Source organism: Rhodopseudomonas sp. BR0M22 (genome assembly GCF_010907035.1).
GTDB lineage: Bacteria > Pseudomonadota > Alphaproteobacteria > Rhizobiales > Xanthobacteraceae > Rhodopseudomonas.
Window position 1 is genome coordinate 1 of sequence record NZ_QUMK01000043.1, and the last position, 24479, is coordinate 24479.

Here is a 24479-nt window from a genome sequence, read left to right on the forward strand (position 1 = left end):
GGCGTGCCGGTCGCGGTGGACATGTTCGAGCAGCTGCCGGTGCCGCATGGGCTGGTGCGGTTCGGGGTGGCGCCCGATCATCCCAAGCTCAAGCTGGTGAGCGTCACCTTCGACAAGATCGCCGCAATGCCCGGCTTCCGCTTCGTCGGCGGCGTCACCGTCGGCAACGACGTCACGATCGACGAACTGCGTGCCGCCTATGACGCGGTCGTGCTCGCCACCGGCGCCGACCTCAGCCGGCCGCTCGATATCCCCGGCGAGAGGTTGCGCGGATGCCATCATGCGGGTGAATTCGTCGCCTGGTACAACGGTCACCCCGATTATCGCGATCGTCAGTTCGATCTGACCGGCGAGACGGCGACCATCATCGGCCACGGCAACGTCGCGCTGGACGTCGCGCGCATTCTGTCGAAGACCGCCGACGAATTACGGCAGACCGACATCGCCGGTCACGCGCTCGAGGTCCTGGCGCAAAGCCGGGTTCGCGAAGTCCATGTGGTCGGTCGCGGCGGTCCGCTGCAGGCGAAGTTCGGCGCCAAGGAGCTACGCGATTTTCTAGCTTTGGCTCAGTGCGACGCCTGGGTCGATCCGCGCGACCTCGCCGACATGCCCGAGGCGGCCGATGATCCCGAGCGTGACGAGAGGCTCGCGCTGCTTCGCGCCTTCGCCAAGACGGCGCCGTCCAAGTCGCGGCGCTGCGTCTTCCGCTTTGGACTGTCGCCGGTTGCTGTCGATGGCCGACACAGGGTCGAGGGGATCACCTTGGCGCGAGACGGTGTGGCGGCCGAGCGCATCGCGTGCGGAACGATCTTCAGCAGTATCGGCCGTCGCACGGCGCCGATTGCCGGCGTTCCTTACGATGCGGCGCGCGGCGTGCACGCCAATATCGACGGCCGCGTGGCGGATCAGAACGGCGTCGTCCGCGGTCTCTATGTCTGCGGCTGGAGCAAGCGGGGGCCGAGCGGCACGATCGGCACCAACCGGTCCTGCGGCATGGCGACGGCCGATGCCGTGATCGCCGATCTCGCCGCAGGCACGATGCCGCGCGGCGCGCCCGACACCCTGCTGGCGCAGCTTCGTGCCCGTGTGCCGAGGCTCGTAAGCTATCAGGAATGGATGGCGATCGACGCGGCGGAGAAGCGCAACGGAGCCGCGAAGGGGCGGCCGCGGGAGAAGTTCGTGGCGGTCGCCGACATGCTCGCTGCGTTGGAAGCGGTGTCATGAAGCTGGAACCGGCACGGTCGCTGCTGGCATGGTCGGCCGAGACGATCACTGCTGTGAGCGGCGGCTGATCCGTCCCGCGATCCGCGGGCTCGTCACTCGCTTGCTGGTGTTACCCGCAGGATCCGGCCCGCGTCGCTGTCGGTCAGCAGCCACAGCGCACCGTCGGGGCCCTGGCGGACGTCGCGAATCCGTTCGCTCAACGCCTGCAACAGCCGCTCTTCGCCGGTGATCTTGTTGCCCTGCAGCGACAGCCGCACCAGCATCTGCCCCGACAGCGCGCCGACGAACAGGCTTCCCTTCCAGGTCGGAAACAGCTTGCCGGTGTAGAATGCCATGCCGCTCGGCGAGATCGACGGCACCCAGTACTTGATCGGCTGCTGCATGCCGGGCTTGGCCGTCGCCTCGTGGATCTTGGCGCCGCTGTAGTCGATGCCGTAGCCGATCACCGGCCAGCCGTAGTTCTCGCCCTTGTGGATCAGGTTGACCTCGTCGCCGCCGCGCGGGCCGTGCTCGACTTCCCACAGGCTGCCGTCGGCGGGATTGAACGCGAGGCCCTGCGGATTGCGGTGACCGAGGCTCCAGATCTCGGGCTTGTCGCCGTCGCGATCGGCGAACGGATTGTCCTTCGGCACGCTGCCGTCGGGCGCGATCCGCACGATCTTGCCGAGGTGATTGGCCAAGCTCTGCGCCTGGTCGCGATGCGCGTAGTGCTCGCCGAGGGTGACGAACAGATCGCCGCCGGCACCTTGCGCGATCCGGCAGCCGTAGTGATTGCCGGACGACAGCGGCCCCTGCTGACGGAAGATCACCTTGACGTCGTCGAGCCGCGGCGCATCACCGTCGCTCAGCCGCGCGCGTGCCACCGCGGTCCGGCCGCCGCGGCCGTCGCGCTCGGCGTAGCACAGATAGATCGTATGATTGGTCGCGATGTCCTTGTCGGTGGCGACATCGAGCAATCCGCCCTGGCCAGAGGCCCACACTTCCGGAACGCCCGGCAGCGGCTTCGAGACCTGGCCTTGCTGAGTCACCAGCCGCAGCCGGCCGGGACGCTCGGTCACCAGCATCCGGCCATCGGGCAGAAACGCCAGCCCCCACGGATGAACCAGATTCTCCGCCACCGTTTGCACCGACAGCGGCCCCGCCGACGAGTCGAACGTCGTCCCGGCGCCCCGGCTGGCGGTGATGATCAGCAGCGAGCCGAGCAGCGCCGTGGCGGCGGTCAGCGTGCCGGAAACCCAGACGATCGGTGCCTTCATCGCAATGCCTCGTCGCAGGATGGCCGTCGCGGCTGCGGGTCGGCGCGCGTCTCAACGCGCTGTGTCGGGAAAAGATCGTGACCGGGATGATTGCCGAGCGAAAGCTGTCGTCATGCCGCAATGAGCTGCGGCGACAGCAGCGTCAGCGCCAGGATGGCGCCGAGCGAGGCGACGGCGATCAACAACGATGCGGCCACGGCGCGCAGCAAGCGGGCGGACGTGACGTGCGCGACGGGCCGGATGAAGCCGGGCGACGAATGCATGACTCGAAATCCTCGAACCAAAACGCCCGCGAATCACGCAGGCATTTGGATTGTCCTGCATTCACGGGCGCTTGTGCGGCGCCGAGGCGCGCCAAACGCGACTAAATCATGGCGGAATTGGAGCGGGCCGGGTGGCGTCAAGCCTCGGCGGCGAAGTATGCGGGGTCGGCCACCGCCGTCTCCGGGGTCCAATCCATGGTGACGAAGCCCGGCGTCTGCTCCACCCGGCGCAGCCAGGCGTTGACCGCCGGAAACATCGACAGGTCGAAGTCGCACTGGTCGGCGACATGGGTGTAGCCGTACAGCGCGATGTCGGCGATCGTGAGCTGGCCGGCCGCGAAGTAATCGTTGGTCTTCAGATGATTTTCCATCACCTGCAGCGCCGCGTAGCCGCGCTCCAGCCAATCTTCCAGCGCGTGGGTCTGCAGGTCGCGCCCGCCCTTGACCAGGCACAGCCAGAAATACGCCGAGCCGATGTTCGGCTCCAGCGCGTGCTGCTCGAAGAACATCCATTGCAGCGCTTCGGCGCGGTCCATCCGCGTGTCCGGCGCCAGCGAGGTGCCGACGGCCAGATACCACAGGATCGCGTTGGATTCGGCGAGGTAGCGGCCCGGCGCGGTTTCCAGCAGCGGCACCTGGCCGCTCGGATTCTTGGCGAGGAAGTCGGGCGTGCGGCTTTCGCCGCGCAGGATGTCGACCTCGATCGCGCGGTACGGGGCATCGAGAAACGCCAGCGCAAGGCGAACCTTGTAGCTGTTTCCCGATCGCTGCATCGAATAGAGTTTGTACATCCTGAAGGTCGCTTCGCTCTCCCCGCCGGCATCTGCCGCGCCCAACGCGGCTAAACAATGATGCCCCCCGGCAGGCGTCGCAAGCCCCAAGCGCTGGAAAGCATCGAAATCCCATGCCGCAGTGCGAAGCGGACCGCTGCGGCCCGAAAAACCCGCCGCGGCGACCGGTTTGGTCTTTTCGCTATGCGAAATCGGCGGTGAGGGCGGTCTGCCGCGCATGACTGGCAACAGCGCCGCGTGGCGGCCGTATCCCGGTGGTTGTACGGCGTTCCGGCAATGCCACCATTCCCGCAAGCTTCTTGCGATGCAACGGGTCGACGCTTAGTGTGGAAGCATTCCCGTCAGAAATGGAAGAGTCGCGCCAAATGCCGACTCATGACGGCTGCAAGGAGATGACGATGCCGTTCCTCGCCACCGCGCTCGATCGTGTGAAGCCGTCCGCGACCATCGCGGTCACGGACAAAGCGCGTGAGCTGAAAGCGGCCGGGCGCAACGTCATCGGACTGGGCTCCGGCGAGCCGGACTTCGATACTCCCGCCAACATCAAGCTGGCGGCGATTCACGCGGTCGAGGCCGGCAAGACCAAGTACACCGCGGTCGACGGCATTCCGGAGCTGAAGCAGGCGATCATCGACAAGTTTCAGCGCGAGAACGGCCTGACCTACAAGCCGAACCAGATCATCGTCGGCACCGGCGGCAAGCAGGTGCTGTACAATGCGCTGATGGCGACCATCAATCCGGGTGACGAGGTGATCATCCCGGCGCCGTATTGGGTCAGCTATCCGGAGATGGTGGCGCTCGCCGGCGGCGAGAGCGTGCCGGTGGTCTGCACCGCCGAATTCGGCTTCAAGCTGCAGCCGGCGGCCTTGGAAGCGGCGATCACGCCGAAGACCAAGTGGATCATCCTGAACTCGCCGTCGAACCCGACCGGCGCGGCCTACTCGCGCGCCGAGCTGAAGGCGCTCACCGACGTTCTGGTCAAGCATCCGCACGTCTGGGTGATGACCGACGACATGTACGAGCACCTCGTCTACGACGACTTCGAGTTCACTACCCCGGCGCAGATCGAGCCGAAGCTGTTCGACCGCACCCTGACGGTGAACGGCGTGTCGAAGTCGTATTGCATGACCGGCTGGCGGATCGGCTATGCCGGCGGCCCGGCCGAGCTGATCAAGGCGATGTCGACGATCCAGTCGCAATCGACCTCGAATCCGTGCTCGATCGCGCAGTGGGCTGCCGTCGAGGCGCTCAAGGGTCCGCAGGACTTCATCGACGCCCACAACAAGGTGTTCAAGGAGCGCCGCGATCTGGTGGTGTCGATGCTGAACCAGGCGGCCGGGATCGACTGCCCGCGTCCCGAGGGCGCGTTCTACGTCTATCCGTCCTGCGCCGGCACCATCGGCAAGACCGCGCCGTCGGGCAAAAAGATCGAGACCGACCAGGACTTCGTGACCGAACTGCTGGAGGCCGAAGGCGTCGCGGTGGTGCAGGGCTCGGCGTTCGGCCTTGGCCCGGCGTTCCGCATCTCCTACGCCACCAAAACCTCGGATCTCGAGGATGCCTGCAAGCGCATTCAGCGGTTTTGCGGAAACTTACGGTAAATTTTTCATTAACAATCCGTAAGGTCCACAGGATTCGTTCCAAAACTGACAAAGCGCCTTGTTTTGGCCAAGACGCTTCCTCTTTGTCGCCTTCGCAATCTCAATCCACATGTGGAGTGTGCTTCTATGGTTACCCTGAGACAGTTCGGCATCGCTGCGGTCGCGTTGATCGCCTCGGTCGCGAGCGCGAGCGCGCAACAGCGCGTGCAGGTCGGCGTGATCGAATGCGCCGGCGGTCCGAACGTCGGCTACGTGGTCGGGTCGACCACCCAGCTCGAGTGTCTGTTCCGGACCGACGGCCGTCGTCCCGAGCCGTACATCGCGCATGTGCAGCGCATCGGCGTCGACCTCGGCTTCACCCAGACCACCGGCCTCGCCTGGGCGGTGTACGCTCCGACGCAGCGCGTCGGCCGCGGTGACCTCGGCGGCAGCTACGGCGGCGTCGGCGCCAATGCGTCGTTCGGCTTCGGCGTCGGCGGCAACCTGCTGATCGGCGGCTCGAACAACGCCTTTGCGCTGCAGCCGCTCAGCCTGCAGGGCCAGACCGGCCTGAATGCGACTGCCGGTATCGTCGACGTGCAGCTCCTGCCGGCGCCGATCGCCAAGAAGCACTACCGCAAGCATCGCCGTCATCATCGTCATCACTAATCGACGTTGACGGCGCTTACGGCGCATTCGATATCGTTTGCAGAAGGGCCCGCATCCGCGGGCCCTTCTTGCGTTTTGGATGCGTTCTGCGATCGAGCGCGGCATGTTCGGACACAACGCCGCGCTTGCCGGACCCGGCTGTCATTGAAGATTTGCGATTGCTGTGACTAGATGGCGGCCGTTGTTCGAGCAGGTTCGAACGAATCGGGTCGTCTTCCGCATCCCCTTCCTACGCCGGAGATCTTTTGCCATGCGCCGCCTCTCGCTTTTCGTCGCACTTGCTGCCGCCGCGTTGACCGCCACCGCCGCCGATGCGCAGCAAAGCCGGGTGCGCGTCGGCGTGCTCGAGTGCCGCGGCGGCGCCAGCATGGGCTTCATTGTCGGCTCGGTGACCAATCTCGGCTGCGTGCTGCGCAGCGATGGCCGCCCCGACACGCCCTATGTCGCCACCATCCGCAAGGTCGGGCTCGATCTTGGTATCACCCCGGAAACCGCGCTGAGCTGGGTCGTGTTCGCGCCGGTCGATCGCTTCGGCCCCGGCGACCTTGCTGGTAACTACGCCGGTGCGCAGGGCTCGGCCTCGGTCGGCGTCGGCCTCGGCGCCAACGTGCTGGTCGGCGGCTCGGCGAATTCGATCGCACTGCAGCCGGTCAGCCTGCAGGGCCAGACCGGCGTCAACGTCGCGGTCGGCCTGCAGGAGCTGGAGCTGCGCCCCGGTCGCTAACTAACAGCGCGCTGTTTCAATTCCAATTTTGCAACATTGCGCTGCGATGCGAACGCGTCGCGGCGCTTACTTTTTTGGGTGTCCTTGATCCCGCTCAAGGTCGACATCGTATCGTCGTAATTTTTCGCGCTTGCCAAGTGTCGTGTGTTGCGAAAGCATCACGTCTTGCCGACCCAATCACGGGCCGAGCTCCAAAGTCAGGAGGCGGCGATGGGACAAGACGTCAGAAGTCCCCGTGGTCCCCGGTGCATCGCACTGGTGGGCCCATTCCAAAGCGGAAAAACCACACTACTCGAAGCAATCATGGCGCGGACCGGCGCCATCCCGCGAGCCGGCTCGGTCGATGCCGGCACCTCGCACGGCGATTCCAGCCCCGAGGCGCGCCAGCACAAGATGGGGCTCAGCCTCACCGCCGTCACCACCCAGTTCATGGGTGAGACCTACACCTTCCTCGATTGTCCCGGCTCCGTCGAATTCGCGCACGACATGCGCGCCGCGCTTCCCGCCGTCGATGCCGCCGTGGTGGTGTGCGAAGCCGACGAGCGCAAGCTGCCGCAGTTGCAGCTGATCCTGCGCGAGCTCGAAGATCTCGGCATTCCCCGATTCCTGTTCCTGAACAAGATCGATCGCGCCAGCAAACGCATTCGCGAAGTCCTCGACAGTCTGCAGCCGGCATCCCGCATTCCGCTGGTGCTGCGCCAGATTCCGATCTGGAACGGCGAGCTGATCGCCGGTTACGTCGATCTCGCGCTGGAGCGCGCCTTCGTCTATCGGGAGCACAAACCCTCCGAAGTGATCGATCTCGCAGGCGGCGATCTCGACCGCGAGAGGGAAGCGCGGTTCTCGATGCTCGAGAAACTCGCCGATCACGACGACGCGCTGATGGAGCAACTGCTCGACGACATCCAGCCGCCGCGCGACTCGGTGTTCGACGATCTCGCCCGCGAGCTGCGCGAAGGCGTGATCTGTCCGGTGCTGCTCGGTTCGGCGCTGCGCGAGAACGGCGTGCTTCGCCTGTTGAAGGCGCTGCGCCACGAGGCGCCGGACGTCACCGAGACGGCAGCGCGCCTCGGCGTCACCGCCGGCAAGGATGCGGTCGGTTACGTCTTCAAGACTCAGCATCTGCAGCACGGCGGCAAGCTGTCGCTGGCCCGGCTGTTCGCCGGCACGCTCGCCGACGGCGACAATGTGCAGTCCTCCGCCGGTGAAGCCGCGCGCGTCTCCGGCATTCAGACCGTCGGTGGCGGCCACGACAGCAAGCGTTCGTCGGCTTCGGCCGGCGATGTGGTCGCGCTCGGCAAGCTCGACGCGATCAAGACCGGCGACACCTTCGGCAACGGCAAGGCCGCGCCGGCCGCATTGGTCGAAGTCCCCGCCGCGCCGCCGGTGCTGGCGATGGCGCTCGCCGCCGCCGATCGCAAGGACGACGTCAAGCTCGGCCAGGCGCTGCAGCGGCTGAACGAGGAAGATCCCTCGCTCACCATCGTGCACGATCCGCAGAGCCACGAGATGGTGCTGTGGGGCCAGGGCGAGATGCATCTGCGCGTCGCGCTGGAACGGCTGCGCGACCGCTACGGCGTCACGGTGAAGTCGCACGCGCCCGGAGTCGGCTATCGCGAAACCATCCGCAAGCCGGTGACGCAGCGCGGCCGACACAAGAAGCAGTCGGGCGGTCACGGCCAGTTCGGCGACGTGGTGCTCGACATCAAGCCGCTGCCGCGCGGCGAGGGCTTCGCCTTCGCCGAGACTGTGGTCGGCGGTGCGGTGCCGCGCAACTACATGGGCGCGGTCGAGGAGGGGGTGGTCGACGCGCTGCGCTCCGGTCCGCTCGGCTTCCCGGTGGTCGACGTCCACGTCACCCTGACCGACGGCTCGTATCACAGCGTGGATTCGTCCGACATGGCGTTCCGCACCGCGGCGCGGATCGGCATCGCCGAGGCGCTGCCACAGTGCCAGCCGGTGCTGCTGGAGCCGATCCACACCGTCGAGATCGTCTGCCCGACCGAGGCCACCGCCAAGGTCAACGCCATCCTGTCCGGGCGGCGCGGTCAGATCCTCGGCTTCGACACCCGCGACGGCTGGCCGGGGTGGGACACGGTGCGCGCCACCATGCCGGAGGCCGAGATCGGCGACCTGATCGTCGAGCTGCGCTCGGCCACCGCCGGCGCCGGCAGCTTCACCCGCAGCTTCGACCACATGGCCGAGGTCTCCGGACGGACCGCCGACCAGATCGTGGCGGCCCACCGTCAGGCCGCCGCCTGATCGCGGAGGAGGCGGGGCGGAGTTCTCCGCGCCGTGCTCACTAAGATATGAACGCTTCAAAGCGGCCAGACTGATGTCTCAGACATCACTCTGGCCGTTTTTTATTTGCTTGATGCAGTTCTAAGCATCATATTGAAGCCTTCAGACATCAGAAGTCATGCCTCACCCATGATGACCGCAGCCCAATTGCGCGCCGCCCGTGCGCTGCTCGGCATCGACCAGCGCACGCTGGCCGAACTGTCCGGCGTTTCGCTGCCGACCATCCAGCGGATGGAGGCGAGCGAAGGCAACGTCCGCGGTGTGGTGGAATCCCTCACCAAGGTGATCGAGGCCCTCGAGCGCGGCGGCGTGGTTCTGATCGGAGACAATTCCCGCAGCGACGGCGGCGGCCGCGGCGTCCGGTTCAAAGAGCCGACGCCGCCCCGCAACGAGGCCTGACGGTTTCGGTGCAGCAGCGGGGCGGACCAGGAGAAACGGTATGGATACCTCCCGGCGACTGATGGCTGCGACCAAGCCGAGCTTCCGCGAACTGTTCACACCCAAGCTGATCACCGCGCTGCGCGAAGGCTACGGCCTCGCCGATTTCCGCGCCGATCTGATCGCCGGCCTCACGGTGGCGATCGTCGCGCTGCCGCTGTCGACCGCGATCGCGATCGCCTCCGGCGTCACGCCGGACCGCGGCCTGTACGCTGCGGTGGTCGGTGGCTTCCTGGTCTCCGCGCTCGGCGGCTCCCGCTTCCAGATCGGCGGTCCTGCCGGCGCCTTCATCGTGCTGGTGATGCTCAGCGTGCAGCGCCACGGCATCGACGGCGTGCTGCTCGCGACCTTCATGGCCGGGATGATCCTGGTGGTGGCGGGCTTCCTGCAGATCGGCACCTACGTCAAATTCATTCCCTATCCGGTCACGGTCGGCTTCACCGCCGGCATCGCAGTGATCATCTTCGCCAGCCAGATCAAGGATCTGCTCGGCATCGAGCTGGCGAAGGAGCCGGGGCCGTTCATTCCCAAACTGGAAGCGCTGGCGCAGGCGCTGCCGACCATGAACTTCTATGCGCTCGGTGTCGCGCTGACTGCGATCGTGCTGATCGTCGGGCTGAAGAAGCTGCGGCCGAACTGGCCGGGGCTGTTGATCGCGGTCGCGGTCACCGCGGCGCTGGTGTGGGGCTTCTCGCTGCCGGTCGCGACCATCGGCACGAAGTTCGGCGGCATTCCGGAGAGTTTCCCGCTGCCGTCCTGGCCGGCGTTCTCGACCGCCAAGGTGATCGAGATGCTGCCCGACGCGATTGCGTTCGCACTGCTCGGCTCGATCGAGTCGCTGCTGTCCGCCGTGGTGGCGGACGGCATGACCGGCCGGCGGCATCGCTCGAACTGCGAGCTGGTGGCGCAGGGCTTCGCCAATATGGGCTCGGCGCTGTTCGGCGGCATCTGCGTCACCGGGGCGATCGCGCGCACCGCCACCAACATCCGCACCGGCGCGCGCACCCCGATCGCCGGCATGCTGCATTCGATGTTCCTGCTGCTGTTCATGCTGGTGGCGGCGCCGCTGGCGAGCTACATCCCGCTCGCAACGCTCGCCGCCGTGCTGGCGATCGTCGCCTGGAACATGGCCGAGAAGCACGAATTCGCCACGCTGGTCCGCTCGTCGCGCGGTGATGCGGTGGTGGTGCTGGCGACCTTCCTGCTCACCGTGTTCCGCGATCTCACCGAGGGCATCGTGGTCGGCTTCGCGCTCGGCGCGGTGCTGTTCATCCACCGCATGTCCGAGGTGACCGGCGTCGAGGCCTATTCCGGGCTGGCGCAGGAGGACCGCGCCGACGAGGGCGGCAAGCGCCGCGGCCCCGCCGCCGATCTTGCGCTGGTCACCGATCCCGACGTGGTGGTCTATCGCATCACCGGTGCGTTCTTCTTCGGCGCCGCCGCCACCGTCACCTCGGTGCTCAACAACATCGCCGACCGCCACAAGGTCTTCGTGGTCGACTTCGCTGCGGTGCCGTTGCTGGATTCCACCGCCGCGAATGCGATCTACCGCGTCGCGCTGTCGGCGCAGCGCAAGCGCATCAAGCTGATCATCACCGGGGCCTCGCCGACAGTCCGCCGCGCGCTGCTCACCCACGGCGTCAAGCCGCCGCTGGCGCAGTACCGGGCCGACATCGCCAGCGCGGTCGACGAGGTCAAGGGCAAGACCGCCGCTGCCGAGGAGACATCGTCGCCGCAGCCCGCTTCCGCCTGACGCGCCCGACTTCCGTCGTGCGCGCGCGTTTTGCGATTGACGCTGACGCGACGGCCTGATTTTCACGGAGGCGTCTCGAAGAAAAGGCTCGCTGGGGCGAGGAGGGCGGAATGGCTGCGATCAAGCGCGCGGCGTGTCTGATCGGCTGGCCGGCGGCGCATTCGCGCTCGCCGCTGATCCATCATTACTGGCTGCGTCAGCTCGGCATCGAAGGCGGCTATTCGATCGAAGCGGTACCGCCGGAAGGCTTCGCCGAATTCGTGCTGAACCTGAAGACGCACGGCTATGTCGGCGCCAACGTCACCATCCCGCACAAGGAGCGCGCGCTGCAGCTCACCGAGCCGGACGCGCGCGCCCGCGCCGTCGGCGCCGCCAATACGCTGTACTACGACGGCGATCTGTTGCGCTCGACCAACACCGACGTCGAAGGCTTCATCGGCAATCTCGACGCCTCCGCGCCGGGCTGGGACCGCACCGCGCATGCGCTGGTGCTCGGCGCCGGCGGTTCGTCGCGCGCGGTGGTGTTCGGCCTGCTCGAGCGGGGCATCGGCCGGATCGCGCTCGCCAATCGCTCGATCGAGCGGGCGCAGGCGCTGCGCGATCTGTTCGGCGACCGCGTGGTGCCGATCGCCTGGAGCGATATCCCGGCGGCGCTGCCGGGCGCCGGACTTCTGGTCAACACCACTTCGCTCGGCATGAACGGCCAGCCGCCGCTTCCGATCGACCTGTCGGCGCTGCCGGCCGATGCGGTGGTGGCCGATCTGGTCTATGTGCCGCTCGAGACCGATCTGCTCGCCGCCGCCAAGGCGCGCGGCCTGCGCACCGCGGACGGCCTCGGCATGCTGCTGCATCAGGCGGTGCGCGGCTTCGATCTGTGGTTCGGCGCGCGGCCCCACGTCACCGCGGAGCTGCGGGCGCTGGTCGAGGCCGATCTGCTTGGACACAAATAGATAGAATCGGCGTCTGCCGCGGCCGGCAAATGTTCCGTCATTCGTTCCGGGCGCCGGGCCGTGGCCGGTAGCGCGGCAGCGACCAACCGCGCTGCAGCGCCGCCGCGCGGATCAAGAGCGCCAGCGCAAAGCCGGCAACGGTGCCGAATTCGCGGCTGGCGCCCAAAGCCGTCGATGCCTCATAGGTCGCGGCACCGAGCAGCGCGGCGGTGACGTAGATCTCGCGCCGGAGGATGACCGGAATCTCGCCGCCGAGCAGATCGCGGATGATGCCGCCGAAGGTCGCGGTGACGACGCCCATCGTGACCACGACGATGCCGTTGGCGCCGGTCAGGGCGGCGCGCTCGGCGCCGCTGACCGCGAACAGCGCCATGCCGATGGCGTCGAGCCACAACAGCACTTTGTAGCGCGATTGTGGAATGTGCGCGGTGAAGAACACGATTCCCGACACCAGCACGCAGGCCACCAGATAGGCCGGTTCGCGGATCCAGAACACCGGCTGGTCGAGCAGCACGTCCCGCAGCGTGCCGCCGCCGATGCCGGTCGCGGTGCCGAGCAGCGCGAAGCCGACGATGTCCATTTCCTTGCGCGACGCCACCAGCGCGCCGGTGACGGCGAACACCACCACGCCGAGCCAGTCCAGCATCGTCGTGATGGTCTCGAACATCATACGTCTCCGGCCGGTCGCCGGTCCTCAGCGGCCGACGAACTTCGCCTCGCGCTTCTCCATGAAGGCCGCGATGCCTTCCTTCATGTCCTGCGTCTTGAACAGCGGCAGAAGCTGCAAGTAAACATGATGGACGTGATCGGGGAAGGTCTCGTTCAGCCCCATCCGCATCATCCGCTTGGCCGCCTGCACCGCCAGCGGCGCGTTGCCGGCGATCTCCTTGGCGACCGCGCGGGCGCGGCCCATCAACTCGGCGTCCGGCACCACTTCGTTGGCGAGGCCCCATTCCAGGCTCTCGCGCGCGCTCAGGGTGCGGCCGGTGAAAATCAGCTCGGATGCTTTGGCCCAGCCGATCATCCGCGGCAGAAACCAGGTGCCGCCGCTCTCCGGCACCACGCCGCGTTTGACGAACGCGGCAGCCAGCTTGGCGGATTCCGCCATGATGCGGATGTCGCAGCCGAGCGCGGTATCCATGCCGTAGCCGGCCGCGCCGCCGTTGACGGCGCAGATCACCGGCTTGTCCATCGCCTGCAGCACGGTCGGCGGCGTGTTGCGCAGGTCGAGCGTGGTCGGTGACGACGCCGCGCTGAGGCCTTCGTCGCCTCGCTCCTTGTTGAGATCGAGCCCGGCGCAGAACGCGCGGCCGTTGCCGGTGAGGATGACGCAGCGGACGTCCGGGTCTTCATTGGCCTTGGTGAGCAGCGCCGCCAGCGTATTCAGCATCGGACCGGAGATGGTGTTCAGCCGCTCCGGCGCGTTCAGCGTGATGGTGGCGATATGGTCCTCGACCGCATAGAGCACTTCGCTGGAAGCTGTCTGGGTCGCGCGCTGTGTATCAGTCATGGATTTCCTCCGGTTTTTGTTTTGTTGTTTGTTATCGCCCCGTCATTGCGAGGAGCGAAGCGACGAAGCAATCCAGCGCCGTGCAGTCGGCTGGATTGCTTCGCCTTCGGTTCGCAATGACGTGGAGAGGGCAGGGCGGAGTTACTCCGCCAGCACCTTCTCGTCGATCTCGTGGATCGCGTTGACGCCGCACAGGCCCATCGTGGTCGACAGCTCCTTGCCGATGATGTCGATCGCCTTGGAGACGCCGGGTCCGCCATAAGCGCCGAGGCCGTAGATGTAGGCGCGGCCGATCATGCAGCTCTTGGCGCCGAGCGCGAGTGCGCGCATCACGTCCTGGCCGGAGCGGATGCCGCCGTCGAACATCACCTCGATGTGCGAGCCGACGGTGTGGACGATCTCCGGCAGCACCTCGATCGACGACGGCGCGCCGTCGAGCTGGCGGCCGCCGTGGTTCGACACCACCAGCGCCTCGGCGCCGACCTTCACCGCCTCACGGGCGTCCTCGACGTCGAGAATGCCCTTGATGATCAGCTTGCCTGGCCAGATCGAACGGATCCAGTCGATGTCGCGCCAGTTCAGCGAGGCGTCGAACTGCGACGCCACCCAGGCCGACACCGATTCCAGATCCTTGGAGCCGGGCAGATGGCCGGCGATGTTGCCGAAATTGCGCCGCGACGTGCCGAGAATGCCCTTCACCCAGCGCGGCTTGGTGGCGATGTCGACGACGTTCTTGAACTTGAACAGCTGCGGCGGCACCGTCATGCCGTTCTTGATGTCCTGATGGCGCTGGCCGATCACCTGCAGGTCGACGGTGAGCACCAGCGCGCTGCACTTGGCGGCGATCGCGCGCTCGATCAGCGCTTTGGCGAAGCCGCGGTCGCGCATCACGTAGAGCTGAAACCAGAACGGCTTGTCGACATTCGCCGCGACGTCCTCGATCGAGCAGATCGACATCGTCGACAGCGTGTAGGGAATGCCGGCGGCCTGCGCGGCGCGGCAGGCATGAATCTCGCCGTCGGCGTGCTGCATCCCGGTCGAGCCGACCGGCGCCAGGATCAGCGGCATCGCGTATTTGTCGCCCAGGATGGTGGTCGCCAGATCGCGCTTGGAGATGTCGACCAGAATGCGTTGCCGGAATTTGATCCGCTTCAGATCTTCCACATTCGCCCGCAGCGTCTCCTCGGCGTAGGAGCCGTGGTCGACGTAGTCGAAGAACATCTTCGGCACCCGGCGCTTGTGGATCTGGCGGAGGTCTTCGATGCAGGTGATCTCTTTCATGGAATTGCCGTCCGCCTCTTGCCTTTGGTTGCGAGCCGCTCGTCCTGTAGCACGCGGGCGCCCTGTGCAAAATCGTCGCGTCGGGTGCCGGCGGTGCTTCGGAACAGGGCGCGCGGCGGCGCGTTGCTCATCGAGTTCCGAGAGGTTCGAGGAGGATCACCATGACCGACGCCAAGACCGCCGAAAAGCCGACCAAGGACGAGCAGAAGCTCGAAGATCAGCTCAACGAAGGCTTGGAGGATTCATTTCCGGGCTCCGATCCGGTCAGCGTGACCCAGCCGGCCCCGTCGAAACCGGATGGGGATAAGAGCCGGAAGGGTTAATCACCAGACCCTGCGCAAGAGCGTATAAGTGATATTTTTCAAAGGGTTGCGCCGTCGGCCACGGCCGGTGGCGTAATCTTTGATTACATTTTTTGAAGTCCCTGCAACCATTTTCGGCCTATAAGGCCGTTTCGCCGCACGGCAAGCCACGGATGAATCGTGGTTTTTTGGCCGTGAGCGGCAAGGGCGGGGGACTATTGATGAGCCGCAGATATTTCGGGACGGACGGAATTAGGGGCCGCGCCAACGGTCTGATCACGCCGGAGCTGGCCCTGAAGGTCGGCCAGGCTGCCGGTCTTGCATTTCAACGCGGCGACCATCGCCACCGGGTCGTGATCGGCAAGGACACGCGCCTGTCGGGCTACATGATCGAGAACGCGATGGTGGCGGGCTTCACCTCGGTGGGCATGGACGTGCTGCTGGTCGGCCCGATGCCGACGCCGGCGGTGGCGATGCTGACCAAGTCGATGCGCGCCGATCTCGGCGTGATGATTTCGGCGTCGCACAATCTGTTCGAGGACAACGGCATCAAGCTGTTCGGCCCGCTCGGCTACAAGCTCAGCGACGATGTCGAAAAGCAGATCGAGCTGTTGCTCGACGACTCGCTCGACAAGAAGCTGGCACAGAGCGCCAGCCTCGGCCGCGCTCGCCGCATCGACGGCGTCCATGACCGCTACATCGAATTCGCCAAGCGCACCCTGCCGCGCGAACTCAGCCTCGAAGGGCTGCGCGTGGTGATCGATTGCGCCAACGGTGCCGCCTACAAGGTGGTGCCGGAAGCGCTGTGGGAGCTCGGCGCGGACGTGATCGCGATCGGGGTCGATCCGGACGGCTTCAACATCAACAAGGAATGCGGCTCGACCGCGCCGCAGGCGTTGTGCGCCAAGGTCCGCGAGATGCGCGCCGACATCGGCATCGCGCTCGATGGCGACGCCGACCGCGTGATCCTGGTCGACGAGCGCGGCCATGTGGTCGACGGCGATCAGCTCTTGGCAGTGATCGGCCAGAGCTGGAAGGAAGACGGCCGCCTCGCCAAGCCGGGCGTGGTCGCGACCGTGATGTCCAATCTCGGGCTCGAGCGTTTCCTGGCGAGCGAGGGCATCGCGCTGCTGCGCACCCCGGTCGGCGACCGCTACGTGCTCGAGCAGATGCTGAAAGAGGGCTACAACGTCGGCGGCGAGTCCTCCGGCCACATCATCCTGTCCGACTTCAACACCACCGGCGACGGGTTCGTCGCGGCGCTGCAGGTGCTGGCGATGGTGCAGAAGCTCGGCCGTCCGGTGTCGGAAGTCTGCCACCGGTTCGATCCGCTGCCGCAGATCCTGAAGAACGTGCGCTACCGCAACGGCAGGCCGCTCGATAACAGCGGCGTGATCTCGGCGATTGCGGACGGCGAGAAGCGGCTGAACGGTCACGGCCGGCTGCTGATCCGCCCCTCGGGCACCGAGCCGGTGATCCGGGTGATGGCCGAAGGTGACGATCGCGACGTGGTCGAGGAAGTGGTCGACAGCATCGTCGACGCGCTCGGCAACGCGGCGGCTGCTGCCGCCTGAAGCCTGCTTCCCCCGCATCTGGCGGGGTGCAACGCTGCCATCGCAAATCCGCGCTACACACCAGCGGCGCATGGAACTACTTTATGAGCGGTCGGCCAACGTGCCGGCCGTTCGTCGTTATTGCGCCGCGCAGTTTGCGTCGGCGCCCCAAGCCCACTTCAGGAAACGCCGTGAACAAGCCTGTCACCGTCGATGCGGATATCGCTGCTCCGGTCACTCCAGCCGAGATGCAGCTGCCCGAGATCACCAAGCCGGCGGCGCCCGCCGCGGCCGGGCCCACCTACATCGTGCTCGGCGGCATCAGCTTCTCGCACTTCCTCAACGATACGATGCAGTCGCTGATTCCGTCGGTGTATCCGATCCTGAAGGCGAACTACGCGCTCGATTTCGGCCAGATCGGTCTGATCACGCTGGCGTTCCAGTTCACCGCCTCGCTGCTGCAGCCGGTCGTCGGCCACATCACCGACAAGAAGGCGCAGCCGTTCTCGCTGGCGATCGGCATGGGCTCGACCTTCCTGGGGCTGCTGCTGCTCAGCGTCGCGCATTCCTACGCGGTGATCCTGATCGCCGCGGCGATGATCGGGCTCGGCTCGGCGGTGTTCCACCCCGAGTCGGCGCGGATTGCGCGGCTCGCCTCGGGCGGCCGGCACGGCATGGCGCAATCGGTGTTTCAGGTCGGCGGCAACGCCGGCACCGCGCTCGGTCCGGTGCTGGCTGCGCTGATCGTGGTGCCGTTCGGCCAGCCGTCGATCGCCTGGTTCTCGTCGATCGCGTTCCTCGCCATCATCGTGCTGTGGCGGATCGGCGTGTGGTACAAGCCGCAGGTCGCCGGCAAGAAGAGGATGGTGGTGCAGCCGCATCCGCACGCGCCGAGCCGGCGCCGGGTGATGGTCGCGCTGGTGGTGCTGGTGGCGCTGCTGTTCTCCAAGCAGCTCTATCTGTCCAGCCTGTCGAGCTACTACACGTTCTATCTGATCGAGAAGTTCCACGTCTCGACCCAGACCGCGCAGATCTTCCTGTTCATCTTCCTGGCCGCAACCGCGGCGGGGGTGTTCTTCGGCGGCCCGCTCGGCGACCGGTTCGGCCGCCGCTACGTGATCTGGTTCTCGATCCTCGGCATCCTGCCGTTCACTCTGGCGCTGCCCTATGCGGGGCTCACCGCCAGCGCGGTGCTCACCGTGTTCATCGGCTTCATCCTGGCGTCGGCGACGCCGGCGATCATCGTGTTCGCCCAGGAGCTGATGCCGCACCGCTTCGGCATGATCTCGGGGATTTTCTTCGGCTTCGCCTTCGGCATCGGCGGCCTCGGCGCCGCGGCGCTCGGCGAGGTCGCCGACATCCGCGGTATCGACTTCGTCTATCAGGTCTGCTCGTTCCTGCCGGCGCTCGGCCTGCTGGCGGTGCTGCTGCCGAAGATGCCGCGCCACGCCCATTGATACGGCGGGGCACAGACGTCGGTCTCGCCCTGGTCCGACGACCTTCACATTTCGGCTTCGGTTCCCGCTGGAACCGGAGCCGATTTTGTTTGGGGAGTGCTCACGGCTCGGCTCGTTCATTATTTGTTAGTCATGACCGCCGGGCCGGTCTCGGGCTGGTGACTGTTACCAAGCGCGTGCTGTTCGTCACTAAATGTCAACCTTAAAAATTAGGGTTAAGTCGCGCTTAAGGAATTGATGGCATCGTTCGGTCTCATAGGTTTCCGGGTGTGGGGCCTTCGTAATTGATCATTGGACCAAAGGACGAAGCCAATGCGTAGCGTGAAGATTTTGATGGCCGCCGGAGCGGCTTCGCTGATTGCCTCGGTCGCGGTGGCGGCCGATATGCCGATTGCTCCGCCGCCCGCCTACGCGCCGCCCCCGGCCGAAGATTTCGGCGGTTGGTATCTGCGCGGCGACATCGGGTTCAGCAACCAGCAGGTCAAGGATCTTCGCTACGGGCGCGAATCGGCCTACTCGCAGCTCACCTCGTTCGATCAGCAGACTTCGTTCGATTCGGCCGGCATCTACGGCCTCGGCGTCGGCTATCAGTTCAATCCGTGGCTGCGCGCCGACCTGATCGGTCAGTACCGCGGCAATTCGAACTTCAAGGGCACCGACCGCTTCACCGGCACTTCCGGCGGCGCGCCCTACAGCGGCATCGACAATTACGGCGCCTCCAAGTCCGAATGGCTGGTGATGGCCAACGCCTATGTCGATCTCGGCACCTGGTGGTGCATCACCCCGTTCGTCGGCGCCGGCGTCGGCGCCGCGCGGGTCACGATGGCGAACTTCACCGATACCGGGACCAACAACATCCCGTTCTCGACCACCAGCTTTGCCAGCGCGCCGACCGCGTCGAAATGGAATCTGGCCTGGGCGGTCCACACCGGTCTCGCCTACAAGGTCAATCCGAACCTGACGCTCGAACTGGCCTACAGCTACCTCAATCTCGGCGACGGCTACACCGGTTCGCTGTCGACCTTCACCGGGCTCACCACCAACAACAGCTTCAAGTTCAAGGATATCACGTCGCACGACGTGAAGTTCGGCGTGCGCTGGAATCTCGATGCCGGCCCGGTCTATTCGGAGCCGCCGGTGCTGATGCGCAAGGGCTGATCGCTCTCCACTCGTTTACGAGTCTTAACGGCGCGGGAGCTTCCCGCGCCGTTTTTGTTCGTCCGTGGCCGTTCCCGACAACGAAGAATTAAGGTTAACGCCGCATCATCAGCAGCGTTGATAGTTTCGTCGGGGAGTGTGGCGATGCGTAGAGTTGTGGTGGCGGCTGCGGTCGGCGTGATGGCACAGACGGCGTATGCGGCCGACATGCCGGACTACGGTCCGCTCCGCGGTGCGCTGGTGGAAACTCCCCGCGTGGCCAATTGGGAGGGCTTCTATGTCGGCGGCCAGGGTGGCTACGGCACCTCCGACATGGATTTCACCAATTCGACGCAAGGCGTCGCGTCCAACCTGCTGGTGAACACCGCCGTCGAGGGGACGCTCGGGGTGTCGTCGTGGCCGGTGCTCGGCAAGTCCTCGTCGCATGGCCAGGGCTGGGGCGGCTTCATCGGCTACAACGCGCAGTGGGACGACGTCGTGCTCGGCATCGAAGCCAACTACATGCACGGCAATTTCGGCGGCTCGACGTCCGGCTCGATGGCCCGGCAGATCACCTCCGGTGGTGTCAACTACGGCGCGATCTACGGCGCCAACGCTGCGATCAACGTCCACGACGTCGGGTCGGCGCGGCTGCGCGCCGGTTGGGCCTTCGGCAGCTTCCTGCCTTATGCGTTCGGCGGCGTGGCGCTCGGGCAGGCGGATATCGTCCAAGCGGCGACGATCGTCGGCACGGATTCCGGCGGCACATGGGTGCTCAGCGGAAGCCAGGTCCAGAACAGCCATTTCATTTACGGCTACTCGGGCGGTCTCGGCGTCGACATGATGCTGTACCGCGGGCTGTTCGTTCGCGCGGAGTGGGAGTACCAAAAATTCGCCGCGCCGATCAACACGGCGGTGTCCACCGTGCGCGGCGGCATCGGCTACAAGTTCTGATCGGCCAACTCTTTCGCGCAAATCTGGCGATGGATTGACGCCGCGGCCGGCTGCTGATCGACTTGCTCGCGCAAGCGAGGGGAACGACGATGCGGATCTACGGCGATCTCAATTCCGGCAACTGCCTGAAGGTGAAGTGGACCTGCGACCTACTGGGTCTGCCGTATGAGTGGATCGCCGTCGACACGATGAAGGGCGAAAGCCGCACGCCGTTGTTTCTGGCGCTCAATCCGGCCGGGCAGGTGCCGGTGGTCGCCTTCGACGACAACCGCGCACTGGCGCAATCCAACGCCATCATCCGCTATCTCGCCCGCGGCAGCGATCTGATCCCGACCGATCCGTGGCTCGCGGCCAAGATGGACGAGTGGCTGTTCTGGGAGCAGTACAGCCACGAGCCTTATATCGCGGTGTGTCGTTTCCAGATGGTCTATCTCGGCAAGCCGGCCGGCGAGCTCGATCCTGACAAGGTTCGCCGCGGCCACGCCGCGCTCGCCCGGATGGAGCAGCATCTGGCGCAGTCGGCCTTTCTGGTCGGCGATACCGTGTCGCTCGCCGACGTGGCGCTGCTCGCCTACACCCGGATGGCGGAGCAGGGCGGCTTTGCGCTCGACCGCTATCCTGCGGTGCAGCGCTGGATAGCCCGCGCGGAGTCCGGGCTCGGCCTCTCTTCGCTTGATCGCGTCCCGAGGCCTGCCTCCTGACTCACGCCCTGACTGCGTCCGACGTGGCGGCTATCCTGGGTCGGATGATGGTGGCGGAACATCCGCGCCGGTCTCACTGTTCACGCGCGAAAACCGAATCGCGGGGAGCTGTTCGCCGCGCGGCTCAGCCCTCGACGCTTCGCCTCGAGGTTGACTGGCGAATTTTACTGGTTGAATTCCATAAAACTACATCATCCGAGTAGTAATACTGAGTTCCACTCTTAACCGCGAAGTAATGGTCGCCAATCAATTTGGGCCGGTAACGAGAGCCATTGCACGCAAGCACGCCACGGCGTCGGGCGACCCGGCATGGCAGGTTAGGGGACAATCCAGATGGCTCGACCACAGGTGAAGCCGACCGGCGTCGAATGCCCGTTCGACGAAGACGAACTAATCGTGTCGAAGACCGATCTGAAGGGCCACATCACTTACGCCAACGACGTCTTTGTGCGGCTCGCAAAGTATCCGCGGAACGAGGTGATCGGCGCGCCGCATTCCCTGGTCCGCCATCCCGACATGCCGCGCACGATCTTCAAGATGCTGTGGGATTCGATCCAGTCGAAGAAAGAGATCTTCGCGTATGTGGTGAACATGGCGCGCGACGGCGATCATTATTGGGTGTTCGCGCACGTCACCCCGACGCTCGACTCCCAGCGCAACGTCACCGGCTTCCATTCCAATCGACGCAAGCCGGATCGCGGACAGATCACCAAGATCGAGGCGCTCTATCGCCAATTGCGGGACGAGGAAAGCCGTCATCGCAACGCCAAGGACGGCATGATGGCCGGCTACGCGATGATGACGAACATGCTTAAAGATCGGGGTGTCGAGTATGACGAATTCATCTTCTCTATCTAGGGCGACGATCGCTCTCGTCGTCTCGGCGATCGTCATGGTGGGGTTGAGCGCCGTCGGGATGATCGTCGGCTCGCTCGGCTACGTCGTCGAACTCGCCGCGATGGGAATCGGCGTCGCGCTGCTCGGCTATGCGGTCTGGCTGCTGCGCCGCACCTCGGCGGCGGTCGCCGAAATCGCCAAGGTGTGCGTCGAAGCCGCCCACGGCAATCTGGAAGCGCGCGTCCAGGGCCGCCGTGACGGCGGCGAGATCGGCCGGGCGCAGGCCGAGGTCAACAACATGCTCGACATCGTCGACGCGTTCGTTCGCGAGGCGTCCGCGTCGATGGAATATGTCAGCCAGGGCAAAACCTTCCGCAAGGTGCTGACCCGCGGTCTGCCCGGCTCGTTCAAGAACGCCTCGGTGGTGATCAACAGCGCTTCGGACGCCATGGACCGCCGGGTGCGCGAAGTGGCGAAGGAAGCGCAGTGCTTCGCGGCCGGCATGGACGACGTCGCCGGATTGCTGACGACGGCGTCCACTGGGCTCAAATCCGACGCCGGTGCGATGGCCGAGGCGGCGGAGGAAACCAGCCGTCAGTCGGTCAGCGTGGCCTCCGGCGCCGAGCAGGCCTCCGCCAACGTGCAGACCGTCGCCAGCGCGGCCGAGCAACTCACAGCCTCGATCGCCGAGATTTCGCGGCAGATCCAGCATTCCACCAACAGCACCCATCAGGCGGTGGAAGAGGCGGCGCAGACCACCGAGAAGATCAGACACCTCGCCGATGCCGCGCAGCGGATCGGCGACGTCGTCAAACTCATCAACGCGGTCGCGGCGCAGACCAACCTTCTGGCGCTCAACGCCACGATCGAAGCGGCGCGCGCCGGCGAGTCCGGACGCGGCTTCGCGGTGGTGGCGGCGGAAGTGAAGGCGCTCGCCAGCCAGACTGCCAAGGCTACCGAGGAAATCACCGCGCGGATCGGCGAGATGCAGTCGATCACCGACCAGTCGGTCGGCGCGGTCGAAGCGATCAGCAGACGGATCACCGAGATCAACGAAGTATCCACCACCATCGCCTCCGCGGTCGAGGAGCAGGGTGCGGCGACGCGCGAGATCGCCAGCAACGTGCAGCAGGCGTCGTCCGGCACTGCGCTGGTGACGTCGAACGTCGTTGGTATCAGCCACGCGGCCGACGACACCGGCAAGATCGCCACGCGGGTCAGTGGGGTCTCCGGCGAGATCGCCGGCCAGGTCGAGAAGCTACGTGCTCAGGTGAAGAGTTTCGTCGCCAAGGTCGCCTGAGCCGGGGGGCCGCGCCGCGAACCACGTTCTCTCAGCGCCGCCGGCGGCAACGTCGGCGGCGCAATGTTGTTCGGTCGCCGTCATCGCCGTGTTGCAATCGCCTGACCAGGTACGCGCCGGCGCCGAAGGTCGAAAGTTGTCCGTGATCTCCCGGATGGCGAACTTCCTTGACATTCGAGGCCAAAGGACTATCCCCAGCGACGGGAAACCTCTCCCCACCGAGAGGCAGCTATCTGGAAGGATAGACTATGACTGTAGCGAAGCCCGCTTCGCGGCCCAATGCGCCGCAATTCTCCTCCGGCCCGTGCGCCAAGCGCCCAGGCTGGTCCCCCGAAAATCTCAAGGACGCGCCGCTCGGCCGCTCGCATCGCGCGAAGGTCGGCAAGGCCAAGCTCAAGCTCGCGATCGACCTGACCCGCGAATTGCTCGAGGTTCCCGCCGACTACAAGATCGGCATTGTTCCGGCCTCCGATACCGGCGCCGTCGAGATGGCGCTGTGGTCGCTGCTCGGGCCGCGCCCGGTCACGACGCTGGCCTGGGAATCGTTCGGCGACGGCTGGGTCGGCGATATCACCAAGGAGCTGAAGCTCCCCAACGTCACCAAGCTCAAGGCTGGTTACGGCGAAATTCCCGACCTCTCCAAGGTCGATTGCAACACCGACGTCGTCTTCACCTGGAACGGCACCACCTCGGGCGTCCGGGTTCCGAACGCCGACTGGATCAAGGCCGACCGTGAAGGCCTGACCATCTGCGACGCCACCTCGGCCGCGTTCGCGCAGCCGCTGGATTGGGCCAAGCTCGATGTCGTCACCTTCTCCTGGCAGAAGGCGCTCGGCGGCGAAGCCGCGCACGGCATGCTGATCCTGTCGCCGCGCGCCGTCGCCCGTCTCGAGAGCTACACCCCGACCTGGCCGATGCCGAAGATCTTCCGCCTCACCAAGGGCGGCAAGCTGATCGAGGGTATCTTCCAGGGCGAGACCATCAACACCCCGTCGATGCTGTGCGTCGAGGACTACATCGACGCGCTCAACTGGGCGAAGTCGGTCGGCGGCCTCAAGGGGCTGATCGCCCGTGCCGACGCCAACACCAAGGTGCTGACCGACTGGCAGGCGAAGACCCCGTGGGTCGACTTCCTCGCCGCCGATCCGGCGATCCGCTCCAACACCTCGGTCTGCCTCAAGGTGGTCGATCCGGCGATCACCGCGCTGGCTCCCGAAGCCCAGGCGGACTTTGCGAAAAAGCTGGTCGCGGTGGTCGAAAAGGAAGGCGCGGGCTTCGATCTCGGCGCCTATCGCGACGCCCCTCCCGGCCTGCGGATCTGGTGCGGCGCGACGGTGGAAGCCGCCGACGTCGCGGCTCTGACGCAGTGGCTGGACTACGCGTTCGAGACCACCAAGGCCTCGCTGACTCAGGCGGCGTAAGCGTCGCCCTTTCGTCTCATCGTCATGGCCGGGCTTGACCCGGCCATCCATCCTTGAAGATGGACCCGCGGGTCGAG

23 protein-coding genes are annotated in these 24479 nt (G+C 65.9%); 17 read left to right on the forward strand and 6 right to left on the reverse strand.

Features of this window, described 5'->3' with window-relative positions; all coding sequences use genetic code 11:
* Positions 1 to 1224 (forward strand): FAD-dependent oxidoreductase (locus DY468_RS14830; protein WP_164605572.1); only part of this gene is annotated, 1224 nt, incomplete at its 5' end.
* A 92-nt stretch (positions 1225 to 1316) separates the two neighbouring features.
* On the opposite strand, the gene DY468_RS14835 is transcribed toward DY468_RS14830, so the two are convergent.
* The 3 genes from DY468_RS14835 to DY468_RS14845 form a co-directional block, all read right to left on the reverse strand.
* Positions 1317 to 2480: a PQQ-dependent sugar dehydrogenase gene (locus tag DY468_RS14835; protein ID WP_164605573.1), complete on the reverse strand. Its 1164-nt coding sequence runs from the start codon at positions 2478 to 2480 to the stop codon at positions 1317 to 1319.
* Between the two features lie 110 nt (positions 2481 to 2590).
* Positions 2591 to 2743 carry a hypothetical protein gene (locus tag DY468_RS14840; RefSeq protein ID WP_230764053.1) on the reverse strand — a complete coding sequence of 51 codons (153 nt, stop codon included), beginning with the start codon at positions 2741 to 2743 and terminating at the stop codon, positions 2591 to 2593.
* Positions 2744 to 2880: 137 nt separating this feature from the next.
* Positions 2881 to 3534, reverse strand: a complete 654-nt coding sequence (locus DY468_RS14845) for a glutathione S-transferase family protein (RefSeq protein ID WP_164605574.1) — start codon at positions 3532 to 3534, stop codon at positions 2881 to 2883.
* A gap of 398 nt (positions 3535 to 3932) precedes the next feature.
* On the opposite strand from DY468_RS14845, the gene DY468_RS14850 reads away from it, so the two are divergent.
* The 7 genes from DY468_RS14850 (at position 3933) to DY468_RS14880 (ending at position 11949) form a co-directional block, all read left to right on the forward strand.
* Positions 3933 to 5135 carry a pyridoxal phosphate-dependent aminotransferase gene (locus DY468_RS14850; RefSeq protein ID WP_164605609.1) on the forward strand — a complete coding sequence of 401 codons (1203 nt, stop codon included), beginning with the start codon at positions 3933 to 3935 and terminating at the stop codon, positions 5133 to 5135.
* Positions 5136 to 5261: 126 nt separating this feature from the next.
* Positions 5262 to 5783 carry a DUF992 domain-containing protein gene (locus DY468_RS14855; protein WP_164605575.1) on the forward strand — a complete coding sequence of 174 codons (522 nt, stop codon included), beginning with the start codon at positions 5262 to 5264 and terminating at the stop codon, positions 5781 to 5783.
* 250 nt (positions 5784 to 6033) lie between these two features.
* Positions 6034 to 6507: a DUF992 domain-containing protein gene (locus DY468_RS14860; RefSeq protein ID WP_164605576.1), complete on the forward strand. Its 474-nt coding sequence runs from the start codon at positions 6034 to 6036 to the stop codon at positions 6505 to 6507.
* Positions 6508 to 6717: 210 nt separating this feature from the next.
* Positions 6718 to 8769, forward strand: coding sequence for an elongation factor G (locus DY468_RS14865; protein ID WP_164605577.1), 2052 nt, complete (start codon positions 6718 to 6720; stop codon positions 8767 to 8769).
* A 168-nt stretch (positions 8770 to 8937) separates the two neighbouring features.
* Entirely contained in the window at positions 8938 to 9207 is a 270-nt protein-coding gene (locus DY468_RS14870; protein ID WP_164605578.1) for a helix-turn-helix domain-containing protein, read from the forward strand.
* A 40-nt stretch (positions 9208 to 9247) separates the two neighbouring features.
* Complete coding sequence (locus DY468_RS14875; RefSeq protein ID WP_164605579.1) at positions 9248 to 10999, forward strand: SulP family inorganic anion transporter; 1752 nt, start codon at positions 9248 to 9250, stop codon at positions 10997 to 10999.
* A 110-nt stretch (positions 11000 to 11109) separates the two neighbouring features.
* Positions 11110 to 11949: a shikimate dehydrogenase gene (locus DY468_RS14880; protein ID WP_164605580.1), complete on the forward strand. Its 840-nt coding sequence runs from the start codon at positions 11110 to 11112 to the stop codon at positions 11947 to 11949.
* 37 nt (positions 11950 to 11986) lie between these two features.
* Here the strand turns inward: DY468_RS14880 and DY468_RS14885 are convergent, their stop codons facing one another.
* From DY468_RS14885 to DY468_RS14895, 3 genes are all read right to left on the reverse strand, one after another.
* Complete coding sequence (locus DY468_RS14885; RefSeq protein WP_164605581.1) at positions 11987 to 12616, reverse strand: trimeric intracellular cation channel family protein; 630 nt, start codon at positions 12614 to 12616, stop codon at positions 11987 to 11989.
* A 27-nt stretch (positions 12617 to 12643) separates the two neighbouring features.
* A complete protein-coding gene (locus tag DY468_RS14890) occupies positions 12644 to 13459 on the reverse strand; it encodes an enoyl-CoA hydratase/isomerase family protein (protein WP_164605582.1) in 816 nt (271 codons plus the stop codon).
* A 141-nt stretch (positions 13460 to 13600) separates the two neighbouring features.
* The gene (locus DY468_RS14895; protein ID WP_164605583.1) at positions 13601 to 14740 is read right to left on the reverse strand and encodes an alpha-hydroxy acid oxidase; all 1140 of its coding nucleotides are present in this window, start codon (positions 14738 to 14740) and stop codon (positions 13601 to 13603) included.
* Positions 14741 to 14901: 161 nt separating this feature from the next.
* Between DY468_RS14895 and DY468_RS24630 the strand changes: the two genes are divergently transcribed.
* The 9 genes from DY468_RS24630 to DY468_RS14935 all read left to right on the forward strand — a co-directional run bounded on the left by DY468_RS24630 (position 14902) and on the right by DY468_RS14935 (position 24402).
* Positions 14902 to 15063, forward strand: a complete 162-nt coding sequence (locus DY468_RS24630) for a hypothetical protein (protein WP_205512367.1) — start codon at positions 14902 to 14904, stop codon at positions 15061 to 15063.
* Between the two features lie 200 nt (positions 15064 to 15263).
* A complete protein-coding gene (glmM, locus tag DY468_RS14900) occupies positions 15264 to 16616 on the forward strand; it encodes a phosphoglucosamine mutase (RefSeq protein ID WP_164605584.1) in 1353 nt (450 codons plus the stop codon).
* Positions 16617 to 16786: 170 nt separating this feature from the next.
* On the forward strand, positions 16787 to 18052 hold the full coding sequence (locus tag DY468_RS14905) for an MFS transporter (protein WP_164605585.1): 1266 nt from the start codon (positions 16787 to 16789) through the stop codon (positions 18050 to 18052).
* 312 nt (positions 18053 to 18364) lie between these two features.
* Positions 18365 to 19210 carry an outer membrane protein gene (locus tag DY468_RS14910; RefSeq protein ID WP_205512369.1) on the forward strand — a complete coding sequence of 282 codons (846 nt, stop codon included), beginning with the start codon at positions 18365 to 18367 and terminating at the stop codon, positions 19208 to 19210.
* Between the two features lie 144 nt (positions 19211 to 19354).
* A complete protein-coding gene (locus DY468_RS14915) occupies positions 19355 to 20143 on the forward strand; it encodes an outer membrane protein (protein ID WP_164605586.1) in 789 nt (262 codons plus the stop codon).
* An 89-nt stretch (positions 20144 to 20232) separates the two neighbouring features.
* Positions 20233 to 20844 (forward strand): glutathione S-transferase family protein, encoded by a 612-nt coding sequence (locus tag DY468_RS14920; protein ID WP_164605587.1) that lies wholly within the window; start codon positions 20233 to 20235, stop codon positions 20842 to 20844.
* A gap of 333 nt (positions 20845 to 21177) precedes the next feature.
* Positions 21178 to 21702: a PAS domain-containing protein gene (locus DY468_RS14925; RefSeq protein ID WP_164605588.1), complete on the forward strand. Its 525-nt coding sequence runs from the start codon at positions 21178 to 21180 to the stop codon at positions 21700 to 21702.
* Positions 21677 to 22981, forward strand: coding sequence for a methyl-accepting chemotaxis protein (locus DY468_RS14930; RefSeq protein WP_164605589.1), 1305 nt, complete (start codon positions 21677 to 21679; stop codon positions 22979 to 22981). Before DY468_RS14925 ends, DY468_RS14930 begins: the two co-directional genes overlap by 26 nt.
* Before the next feature lie 248 nt (positions 22982 to 23229).
* Positions 23230 to 24402, forward strand: coding sequence for a phosphoserine transaminase (locus DY468_RS14935; RefSeq protein WP_164605590.1), 1173 nt, complete (start codon positions 23230 to 23232; stop codon positions 24400 to 24402).
* The last annotated feature ends 77 nt before the right edge of the window (positions 24403 to 24479 follow it).